Source organism: Streptomyces sp. NPDC001985 (assembly GCF_040296845.1).
GTDB lineage: Bacteria > Actinomycetota > Actinomycetes > Streptomycetales > Streptomycetaceae > Streptomyces.
Genome location: NZ_JBEOYB010000027.1, coordinates 85,715 through 95,545, shown reverse-complemented (window position 1 = coordinate 95,545; position 9,831 = coordinate 85,715). Strand labels below are relative to the sequence as shown.

The 9,831-nt window shown below is 72.1% G+C and carries 10 protein-coding genes and 1 pseudogene; 3 read left to right on the top strand and 8 right to left on the bottom strand.

Going from position 1 to position 9,831, the window contains the following annotated elements:
* Nucleotides 1-82 (top strand): annotated as a pseudogene (locus ABT122_RS33605) (inositol monophosphatase family protein); the annotation flags it as partial.
* Between the two features lie 384 nt (nucleotides 83-466).
* Here ABT122_RS33605 and ABT122_RS14865 read toward each other — a convergent pair.
* The 4 genes from ABT122_RS14865 to ABT122_RS14850 all read right to left on the bottom strand — a co-directional run bounded on the left by ABT122_RS14865 (nucleotide 467) and on the right by ABT122_RS14850 (nucleotide 3,872).
* Nucleotides 467-973, bottom strand: a complete 507-nt coding sequence (locus ABT122_RS14865) for a SigE family RNA polymerase sigma factor (protein ID WP_351550760.1) — start codon at nucleotides 971-973, stop codon at nucleotides 467-469.
* Between the two features lie 96 nt (nucleotides 974-1,069).
* Entirely contained in the window at nucleotides 1,070-2,491 is a 1,422-nt protein-coding gene (locus ABT122_RS14860; RefSeq protein WP_351550757.1) for a DUF2252 domain-containing protein, read from the bottom strand.
* 152 nt (nucleotides 2,492-2,643) lie between these two features.
* A complete protein-coding gene (locus tag ABT122_RS14855) occupies nucleotides 2,644-3,234 on the bottom strand; it encodes a lytic polysaccharide monooxygenase auxiliary activity family 9 protein (protein ID WP_351550754.1) in 591 nt (196 codons plus the stop codon).
* A gap of 305 nt (nucleotides 3,235-3,539) precedes the next feature.
* Nucleotides 3,540-3,872: a cupin domain-containing protein gene (locus ABT122_RS14850; protein WP_351550751.1), complete on the bottom strand. Its 333-nt coding sequence runs from the start codon at nucleotides 3,870-3,872 to the stop codon at nucleotides 3,540-3,542.
* A 71-nt stretch (nucleotides 3,873-3,943) separates the two neighbouring features.
* Here ABT122_RS14850 and ABT122_RS14845 point away from each other — a divergent pair, with 71 nt between their 5' ends.
* Nucleotides 3,944-4,894: a helix-turn-helix domain-containing protein gene (locus tag ABT122_RS14845; protein WP_351550748.1), complete on the top strand. Its 951-nt coding sequence runs from the start codon at nucleotides 3,944-3,946 to the stop codon at nucleotides 4,892-4,894.
* A 509-nt stretch (nucleotides 4,895-5,403) separates the two neighbouring features.
* Entirely contained in the window at nucleotides 5,404-6,096 is a 693-nt protein-coding gene (locus ABT122_RS14840; protein ID WP_351550745.1) for a DUF6907 domain-containing protein, read from the top strand.
* Nucleotides 6,097-6,231: 135 nt separating this feature from the next.
* On the opposite strand, the gene ABT122_RS14835 is transcribed toward ABT122_RS14840, so the two are convergent.
* The 4 genes from ABT122_RS14835 to ABT122_RS14820 are packed head-to-tail and all read right to left on the bottom strand — an operon-like array spanning nucleotide 6,232 to nucleotide 9,809.
* Nucleotides 6,232-6,825 (bottom strand): histidine phosphatase family protein, encoded by a 594-nt coding sequence (locus ABT122_RS14835; protein ID WP_351550742.1) that lies wholly within the window; start codon nucleotides 6,823-6,825, stop codon nucleotides 6,232-6,234.
* On the bottom strand, nucleotides 6,818-7,579 hold the full coding sequence (locus ABT122_RS14830; RefSeq protein ID WP_351550739.1) for an SDR family NAD(P)-dependent oxidoreductase: 762 nt from the start codon (nucleotides 7,577-7,579) through the stop codon (nucleotides 6,818-6,820). Before ABT122_RS14830 ends, ABT122_RS14835 begins: the two co-directional genes overlap by 8 nt.
* Nucleotides 7,564-8,700, bottom strand: coding sequence for a hypothetical protein (locus ABT122_RS14825; protein ID WP_351550736.1), 1,137 nt, complete (start codon nucleotides 8,698-8,700; stop codon nucleotides 7,564-7,566). Before ABT122_RS14825 ends, ABT122_RS14830 begins: the two co-directional genes overlap by 16 nt.
* On the bottom strand, nucleotides 8,697-9,809 hold the full coding sequence (locus ABT122_RS14820; RefSeq protein ID WP_351550733.1) for a glycosyltransferase family 9 protein: 1,113 nt from the start codon (nucleotides 9,807-9,809) through the stop codon (nucleotides 8,697-8,699). Before ABT122_RS14820 ends, ABT122_RS14825 begins: the two co-directional genes overlap by 4 nt.
* Between the last annotated feature and the right edge of the window lie 22 nt (nucleotides 9,810-9,831).

The window sequence follows — 9,831 nt, the reverse complement described above, 5'->3', positions numbered from 1 at the left end:
GGACGGGCGCCCCGACGATCTGGGGGTGGCCGCCACCAAGTCCAGCCCCATCGATGTCGTCACGGAGATGGACACTCCGGCGTCCCCCCGGGGGGACGCCGGAGCCCCGGTGGGGTCCTGCCCCGGCTCGCGGAAGGCAGTCGTGGCCGGTGGCCGGGAGACGGAGAGACTCCGGGACGGAGCCGGGGCGGGACCGCTCGTCGGGACGGCCGTCGGGGTGCTCGTCGAGGCCGGCACGCTCGCGGGCACGGCGGGCGGCACCGGCTCGGGCTCCCCGCCGCCCGCCAGCAGCGTCACCGCCAGCGACACGGCTGCCGTCAGCCCGCCCGCCCCCGCCGCCACCGTCAGCAGCCGCCGGCGCCGGTGGCCGCGCCGCGCCCGGTCGGTGATCCCGGGTACGTCCATGGGCCGCACCCGCTCCGCCGCCTGATCCGCGGCCTGCCGCAGCTCGGCCGCCAGCCGGCTGTCAAGGTCGGACATCATGGCTCTCCCCGGTGAGCGAAGGATGGTCGAGGCTGTCGGCGAGCCTGGTCCGGGCCCGTGACAGATGGGTCTTGACGGTGCCGGGCGACAGCCGTGTCTCGGCCGCTATCTGCTCCACGGACAGATCGCAGACATAGAACAGCGCGGCGCACTGCCGCTGCCGGGGCGGCATCCGGCGCAGCGCCCGCTCCACATCGACCATCCCCGGCTCCGGCCCCCCGCTGGTCTCCGGATCGGTGCGCCGGCTCCACGCGCGCTGCCCCCGCACCACCCGCCGCCACCGGCTCACCGCGAGCCGCCAGGCCACCGTCCGCACCCAGGCCTCGGGACCGAGATCCCGCTCCAGCTGCCGGCGCCGCCCCCAGGCCCGTACGAAAGCCTCCTGCACCACGTCCTGGGCCTCGTGGAAATCGCCGGTCATCACATACAGCTGGCCCGTGAGCCGGTGGACCGAACGCCGGTAGAACTCGGCGAACTCCTCCTCGGTCAAGCGTCGGCTCTCCTCGTGCGTCTTCCGGATACCCGGGAGACGGTACGCCCGGCCACCCCGCCCCGCGCCGGGCGGGGGCGGGACCGGTGCGCGCGGTCAGGCGGCCGTCGCGGTGACCCTGCCCTCGCGCACCGCCGCCAGCAGCGCCGCGTGGTCGCGCTCGTTCTGGTCGGCGTAGCTCTCCGCGAACCGGGCCAGCGCCCGGTCGAGGACATCGCCGGAGCCCAGGTAGGCGGCGATGGCGATCCGGTCACCGGAGCGGGCGTGCGCCCGGGCCAGGGTCGCCCCGCAGAGCTCGCCGAAGATCCGCATGCCCTTCGGGACCATGATCTGCGGCTCGACGATGCCCTTCCAGTCGTGGAGCTGGCGCACATAGAAGTCCCGCCGCCGGCCGTCGAGCCCCTGGACCCGGTCCCAGCCGAGGAACACATCGCCGACGGCCTGCATCAGCCGCTGCCCGGCGACCACCCGCCGGCCCTGGTTGTCGTAGGCGCTCTCGCCGGTGTATTCGGCGAGCACTGAGTGATCGGCCTCCTTGGCCTGGAGGATCAGCGGGTCCTGGTCGTCCTTGCCGAGGAGCAGCAGAATCCAGCAGCGGGTCCCCACACTGCCCACGCCCACCACCTTGCGGGCGATGTCGGCGACCCGGTACTGCCGGAGCAGATGCTTCCGCTCGGTGGTCAGGCTCCGGGCGTACCGGTCGACGAGCCCGTGCAGCTCCGCGACGAACCGGTCCCGCTCGCCGCCGTGCAGCAGCTCCCCGACCGGGACGACCAGCGGCGGGTCGGGGGCGAACCGGCGCTCGCCGTCCTCCAGGCGGGTGAGCTTGGTGAACGCCTTGAGGCTGTCCCGGGTGCGGGCCTTCGCCATGGCGTCGGAGAGGCGCCGGTTGCCGCGCGCGCCGAGCCGCCGGCCGGCCACGGTCCGCAGCTCCTCCATGTCGGCCCGGTCGTACCAGACCTCCAGATTGCCCATTCCGGCGTACGCCCGCATACGCGTCCGGTAGGACCGCACGGTCGCGCGGACGATCCGGGCCCGTACCTCCGCCGGGTAGCCGTTCTCGCGGCCGGCGATGACCAGACTGGCGGCGAGCCGCTTCAGATCCCACTCCCAGGGGCCCGGCAGGGTCTCGTCGAAGTCGTTGATGTCGAAGACCAGCCGGCGCTCGGGGGAGCCGAGGAGCCGGAAGTTCAGCAGATGGGCGTCGCCGCAGAGCTGGGCGGTGAGGCCGGTGTCCGGGGTGGTGGAGAGATCGCCCGCCATGATCGCGGCGGCGCCCCGGTAGAAGCGGAACGGGGACTCGGTCATCCGCCCGTACCGGATGGGGACCAGCTCCGGGACGCGTACGGCCGACTGCGCCTCGATCACGTCGACCGGGTCGCGCCGGCCGGCCCCGGGGGAGAAGTCGCCGTGCCCGGACCTCGGGGCGGCCCGGCGCGCGGCCCGGCCCCGCTCGGCCCGCTCCCGGGGTGTGGGGTGCTCTCTGCTCCTGCCGGAGCCCCCGCTGCCCTTGGCCATGGGAGCCCACCTCCGTCCGAGCGCGCGCGGCTGCCCCCGCCTGCCATTATCCGGCGCGGGGCGGCGCGCGCACCCGGGAACGGCGCGCGGCCGGTCACACGACTGGCCGTGTGACCGGCCGCGCGGGGTTCACCGGGGCATGCCGGGCGGGGTCAGAACCGCACGTCCGAGCAGGCGTAGAAGGCGTTCTCCGTGTTGGAGACATTCCAGACGCCGAGGATCAGATGCTTGCCGGACTTGCGGGGCAGGGTGCCCGAGTGGCTGACGGTGGAGTCCGGCCGCGCACCGCCGAAGGGCACGGTGAGGAAGGGCTGCGGCTCCAGATCGGCCCGGGTGAGCGGCTTGCGGGGGTCGTAGCCGTCCTTGGTGATGTAGTAGCGGAAGTCGGAGGTGTTGTGCCGGGCGGTGATCCGCCAGGTGAAGGTGTGGCTCTGACCGCCGCTGAGCTGCGTGGCGGGCCAGGCGCCGCCGCGCGGGTCGTCCAGCTCGGAGAACCGCCCGTTGCCACCGGCACAGATGGCCCCGTCGACGGGCCCGCGCCCGGGGAACCCCTTGGGCCCCTCGACGCTCGGCGGCTCCCACTGGATCTGACCGCAGTTGCTCACGGTGCCGTTGCCGCAGAGCTGCTGACGGCTGATGGGCGAGTCGGTGTAGCCGTGGCCCTGGGCGCTGCCGGAGGTGGCGAGCAGCGAGACCCCGGCGATACCGAGGCCGAGCAGGGCTGAGGTGATCTTTCTGCGCATACGTCGCTCCTGGGGTGCGTGGGGGGATGCCAGGCTGGCGCAGTTCAGGTCTAGACCAAGTGCGAGGCTAGTGCGGTGCCGGAGGCCTGTCCATACGGCAACGGGGGTGTGTGCGGGTGGAGTTGGCTGGGGCGGGGTTGGCGCGGGCGGCTGGTGCTTGGACGGATGCGGGATGCGGGATGCGGGATGCGGGGCGCGGGGGCCGGGGACGGCGCACGCGGCACCAGCCCGTGCCCCGTGCCCCGTACGCCGTACCCCGCATCCCCCATCCCCGGGGCCCTGTTCTCCGTACCCCCGACGGCCGGTCACCCCTCCGGATAGAAGAGGAACAGCGTGCAGCCCGTCGCCGTCTGCGGGATGTGCGAGGAGCCCGCGGGGGCGTGGATGAAGGAGCCGGCGGGATAGTCCCGGTAGCCGTCGTTGAAGACACCGGAGACCACGAAGACCTCCTCCGGCCCGGGTTCATGGACATCGACCCCCTGCCACCGGGCCCCCGGGTCCATCTCCAGCACATGGGCGGTCGCCCCCTCGTCCCCGCGCCACAGGGTGCGCAGACGGATACCCGGGAAGAGCTCGCGCGCCTCGGCGTCCCGGACGGCGGCCCACACATAACCGGCGGTGCTCTGCTCTGTCGTCATGCGGTCCAGCCTCGCCGCCGGGCGCCGTCCCACCGAGTGTCGGAAAAGACATCCTGCGGTACTTTCCTGCCATGCATCGAGTGGTGGCCCTCGTCCATCCGCCGCAGTCGACGTTCGAACTCGCCTGCGCGGCGGAGGTGTTCGGGATCGAACGGCCCGGACTTCCCGTGCGGTACGCCTTCGGGGTGTGCGCCGAACACCCCGGTCCGGTCCCCACGCCCGCCGGGTACGACATGCTCGTCACGGACGGCCTGGACGCGCTGGACCGGGCGGACACCGTGGTCGTACCGGGATGGCTGCCCATCGGGGAGCCGCCCTCGCCCGCGGTCCTCCGCGCCCTGCTCCGGGCGCACGCCCGCGGGGCCCGGGTGGTCAGCATCTGCTCCGGCGCCGCGGTCCCGGCCCGCGCGGGCCTGCTGGACGGGCGCCGGGCGACCACGCACTGGGCGCTGGCCGAGGAGTTCGCGACGCGCTTCCCGGCCGTCCGCCTCGACCCGGACGTGCTGTACGTGGACCACGGCGACGTCGCCACCAGCGCGGGCGCCGGAGCCGGCGTCGACCTCTGTCTGCATCTCGTCCGCCGGGACCAGGGCGCCCGGTACGCCGCACAGGTCGCCCGGAACATGGTCATGCCGCCGCACCGCGAGGGCGGCCAGCTCCAGTACGCGGCGCCGCCGCACCCCGCCCAGATCGACGGCACGCTCGCCCCGCTGCTGGAGTGGGCCACCGGGAGGCTCGGCGAGGAACTGACCCTCACCGGCCTGGCCGCCCGCGCCGGCGTCTCGCCGCGCACCCTGGCCCGCCGGTTCACCGACCAGCTCGGCACCAGCCCCGGCCAGTGGCTCCTCGCCCAGCGGATCACCGCGGCCCGGGAACTGCTGGAGACCTCCGACCTCCCCGTGGAGGCCGTGGCCCGCCGCACCGGCCTCTCCTCGGCCACCAACCTCCGCCGCCGCTTCCTCACCACCCTGGGCACCACCCCGGGCGCCTACCGCCGCGCCTTCCGCACCGGACCGCACTGACCTCTGCGGCGCCGGGCCCTCCGCACGCGAGTGCCCGGTGAGGCACTGGCGGAGGATACGAGATGCGAACTCGTGAGGGGTTGCCCCGAACACGCTTTCCAAATGTTCGTACGGGGGGCCGGTGGGGGTCGTGGGCGTCCTGACCTGCGGCGGATCGTTCGAGGTAGGCCCGCCTGGAACAGGGCCGGACGGCGGCGAATGACATCAGAACTGAGAGCATGCTGAGGTACGCACTTCTCGGTCAACGCGCCGTTGCCGAAAAGTGGCGTTCCTTGTTGCTTCTACGCTGAGCTGAAGGCTAGATCCATGCCCCACAGCCCCCTCCTCACGCATAGATCACCCGGCGGGGTGGACCGCGTCTGGGGGCGCATGGTCGACACCCGCGGTGGCTAGTAACTCCGGCATGAAAGCCACCACCGTCGAGTCGGCTCCGGTCCCTGTGATCGCCCCCGACCTCTGCTTGTTCCGCCTACACCTGGTGCACCGACACCGGCGACCACCATTCGCACATGGGCGTCGTCGCCGAGGTGCTAGACACCGGACAGGGGTCGCCCCCTCACTTGCAGGCATGGCTCCACGATCTCGATGGCGACGGTGAATTGACCGCCGGCTTCACCCACCGAGGCGACAGCGATGACCTCGATGTCGCCGGGCTGCGTTTCTATGCCATGCGAGTCGGCGCGTTTGCCAGCCAGGTGTTGGTGCTCGCTGACGAGCTTCAAGCCGGGACGTACTCGCCCGAGCCGATCGCCGACACCGTGAAGAAGCCAACAACTTGGACTATCCCCATCGAAGGAGGCGGGCATATTTCCGGGCATCTCCCTCCGTGGGTCGAGCGCAGCAGTGTCGATCACTATGCGGAGAAACCGCTGCGCGCCGACCGGCTCGGCTTGCTGGTGGACATCGATCACTGGCTCACCATCGATGGCGTCGAGATGAATGTGGCCGGGCCCGGGTACAAGGATCTAGCCGAGCCCGAAGAGATCTTTCGCGGACATTTGCAAGTACGCCCCTTTGACAGCGACCCACCTTCCCGTGTGCGGCACGTCGATCTGGAGGTGGTCGAGGGCCGCTGGATGGAAAATCTCGGACCCGCTGACCTGGCAGACATTGCCGACAAGCTCCGGGCACAGGCCGCACGGCTTGACGAAACCCGCAAGATGCTCGTTCAAGCAAGGATTGACTGGGAAACCAACGCTTGACTGAGGTTGCTGGCGAGGAAGGATCGAGGGGCGCGGTCCTTGCACTCCCGGTATCGGAAATCGCAAGCGTTGAGCCCAGACGTACTACGAACAGGACGGTCTCTCGGCGGGTGCGGTGGCTGGCGGGTCGGCCATCTATGGGGCAGGTCGCTGAGGTCCGGTTGCTGCTCGTTGATGGGAGGTCAGAAGTCGAAGGCCGGCAAATTGCCATGGGGTCTTCACGGCGGTCATGAAGGCGGCGGGGCCTTCTGAGAGGTGTGTGAGGACGCCCAGGAGGAGCGTGTGGGAGACGGCCAAGAGGGGGCCGTGGCGCCCGGCGGTGTGGTGGAGGAAGGCGGCGCAGTGGCGGGCGCGGGTGTGGAGGTCGGTGAGGCTTTCGCCGTCTTCGCAGCGTAGGGAGGGGTTGGCGAGGCGGCGGGCTCGCCAGGCGCGGTAGGCCGGCGGGTAGGTCTCGGCGGTTCGGCCGAGGACGATGCTCGGGGCGCGCCATTCGGCCAAGAGGCCGGAGACGGCCACGATCGGCAGGCCCGTGAGGTGGGAGACAAGGGTGGCGGTCTGGCGGGCGCGGGGAACCGGGCTGGTGACGATCGCGGTGATGCCGTCGGGGAGGGGGAGGGAGCGGCGTACCTGGTCGCGGCCCTCCTGCGTGAGGGCGGCATCGTGCGGGGCGTGGTGGCCGGGGCGGTGGCCTTCGTAGGCGCCGTGGCGCATGAGCCAGATGTCAGCCAAGGACCCAGCCCCCGTCCACGCGCAGGGTCTGGCCGGTGATGAAGCCGGCGTCGTCGGTGGCGAGGAAGGCGACGGCGGCGGCGACGTCGTCCGGGCGGCCCCGGCGCTGCACGCACTGGCGGGCGAGTTGGCGGACGGTCATGGCCTCGGGGTCGTCGACGACCGTGTCCTCAGCGGGGACACGGATGGAACCCGGGGCGACGCAGTTGGTGGTGATGCCGGCGGGGCCGAGTTCGCGGGCGAGGGCGCGGGTGAGACCTTCGAGGCCGGCCTTGGCGCTGATGTAGCCGGCGAGGTCGTGGCGGCCTGCCGTGGCGAGGACGGAGCCGATCGTGATCATCCGGCCCCAGCCGGCGGCCGTCATGGCGGGGGTGAGCTCGTGGGCGAGGAGGTAGTGGCTGGTCAGGTTGGTGGCCAGGGCATCGTCCCAATGGGTGGGCGTCATCTCGGGCCAGGGGCGGCGAGGGTAGGCGCCGGCGTTGCTGACCAGGATGTCGATCGGGCCGAGCCGGTCGTGGGCCTGGTGGCAGAGGGCGGCTACGGACTCGGCGTCGCGGAGGTCGGCTCCCAGGGGGATCGCGGTGCCGCCGCTGTCGGTGATGTGGGTGGCGAGCTCGGCTGCGGCCCGGTCGTCGTCGAGGTGCGCTAGGGCGACGGTGGCACCGTCTGCGGCGAGGCGGCGGGCAATGGCCGAGCCGAGGCCGCCGGTGGCTCCGGTGACCAGGGCGGTGTGGCCGTTCAGGGGGCCGGGCATGGCGACTCCAGCGGGCAGAAGTAGGTGGTGGGGTCGAAGGTGGGGCTCATGGCCTCGGCGAGCCGGGCGAGGAGGATGAGCCGGTCCTCGGGGGCCAGGTCGGCCAGGTTGTAGACGCCGAGGATGCGCATGGCCAGGTAGGGGCGGAGGAGGTTCGCCAGGTCCTCACCGGGCCAGAGGCGGTCGGCGACCGGCCGTACGAGCTGGTTCCAGTACGCGGTCACGGCGGCTCGCCGGGCCGTCGAGAGGCGCGGGGCGTAGTCGATGCGGATGGTGCTGGTGCTGTGGTCGACGTCCGGTCGCCGAACCTTAGGCGTGTTGGCCGGGACGTGGTCGAAGGTGGCCGGGTGGTCGGCGAAGGCGGTCGGGTTGTACGTGGGGACGAGCCAGCCGCCGAGGGTGGAGGCGTACCAGAGGAAGTTGGCGAACTCGCCGGGGATGCTGTTCATCCCGGCGGTGTCGTAGTCGAACCAGGCGAGCGGGTGGGCGAGGTTGACGTCGGTGGGGTCGCCCTGGGTGAGGGCCGCCCAGACCGGCTCGGCCGTGGCGAAGTGGGCGCGCAGCCAGCGGAGGGTGGCGGCCCAGCCGAGGCGGTGTCGACGGCCGTTGATGTTCAGGGCGTAGGTGTCGAGGCGGGAGACCGGGATGTCGATGAGGCCATCGGCGATCAGGAAGTCCTTGCCTGCGTAGTACGTGTCGAGGCGGCCGCCCGGCGCCGCGCGGTCCCAGTACAGCTTGCGGACGACGTGCGCCGGATCGGCCGACCATGCTGTCGCGAGCATGACCTCGCGGTACGCGGAAGTGAGTTGGTCCATGTGGATGTGGAGGGCGCCGCTCGGCTCGTCCGCGTTGAGCAGGTCGAGCAGGAGGCCCTGGTCGGTGCCGCCGGGGAGGCGTTCGTACGCGAGGAGGTGCCCGCCCGGCACGCGCAGGTGGGCGTGGAGGGCAGGGACGTGGTAGCGCAGGGCCAAGCGTGCGTGGCCGCGGATCTCCTCGCGGGCCTCGGTCATATCGCGGGTGTACTTCAGGAGCAGCGGGCGGCCGAGGAGATCGACGGGGCAGAGCAGGTTGCGGGTGAAGCGTCGTACCGGACCGATACGAAGGGGAGGCCGGAAGGTCATCGCCCCATCCCGTTCAGCAGTTCGAGGCTGACTTGGGCCAGCGCGTCGGGCGGGAAGGCGTCCATGTGAACGTCCGTGTCCGGGGTGATGGCGTCGCGGACGGGGCAGAGGTCGCCCTGGTGCATGCGGTCGGACAGGTCGGTGGCGACGGCGTGGTGGTGCGGCATGCCGGTGCGCCACTTGCTGTGGCTGTGGCGCGCGTACAGGCCGATGACCGGTGGGCTGCCGCCGTCCCGGTCGCGGGCCATCGCGGCGAGGTGGGTGAGACCGGTGTCGTTGCCGACGATGAGGTGGCAGTGCGGGAAGAGGTCGGCGAGGTGATCGGCCGGCATCCCGTCGAGGCGGAGGACCTGCACATGGCGCCGGGGAGCCTCCGCGGTGACGCGGAGGTCGTCGCCCGGGTTGCCGCCGATGAGCAGCAGCTGGGCCTGGGTCTGTCGGGCCTCGGCGATGTGCTCGGCCAGGGTGATGTAGCGCCGCGCGGTGTAGTCCTTGCGCTCCGGCCAACTGGTGGCGGTGATGACGGCGATGTTCAGACCGCCGAGCCAGCCCGCCGAGCGCAGTTCCTCCACGAGGTCGTTCGGCCCGCTCGCGAGGGTGGGAGCGAAAGGGGTCGTGCCGGGCAGGCGAATGCCGAGGCGGCGCTCCGGCGCCAGGTAGTGGCGGGCGGGCAGATTTGGGTGGGCGCGGCCGTCGGTCGACCAGCAGGGTGGGGCGGCCGGGTCGAGCACCAGGCGCACCGCCGCCGTCGAGCCGTGTGCCTCGATTCCCGCGCGGTCACCGATCACGGCCCGATGGCCGTTCGGCGCGGTTGCCTGGGGCCGCGTGATCAGCCCGGTGCGGGCGATCAACCCCGCGTACGGACCGACTGCCCGGACGGCCACGCGAACCGAGCGCAGCCGCAACCAGTCGAGGATCGCGCGGACCCCCGACAGTGCCAGGAGGGTGTCGCCGAGCTTCCCCTCGAAAGCCGCCACGACCTCGCCGCACCCGCTCAGGCGGTGGACGAGCTCGGCGGAAGCGGCAAGCGGGAGCGGTGCGCCGACGGGAACGCTGTCACGGTCGTATCCGAGCGGGGTGGTGTGGACGGCCCCGGCGGGGATGACCACGGAACCGTGGTGGAACCGGATC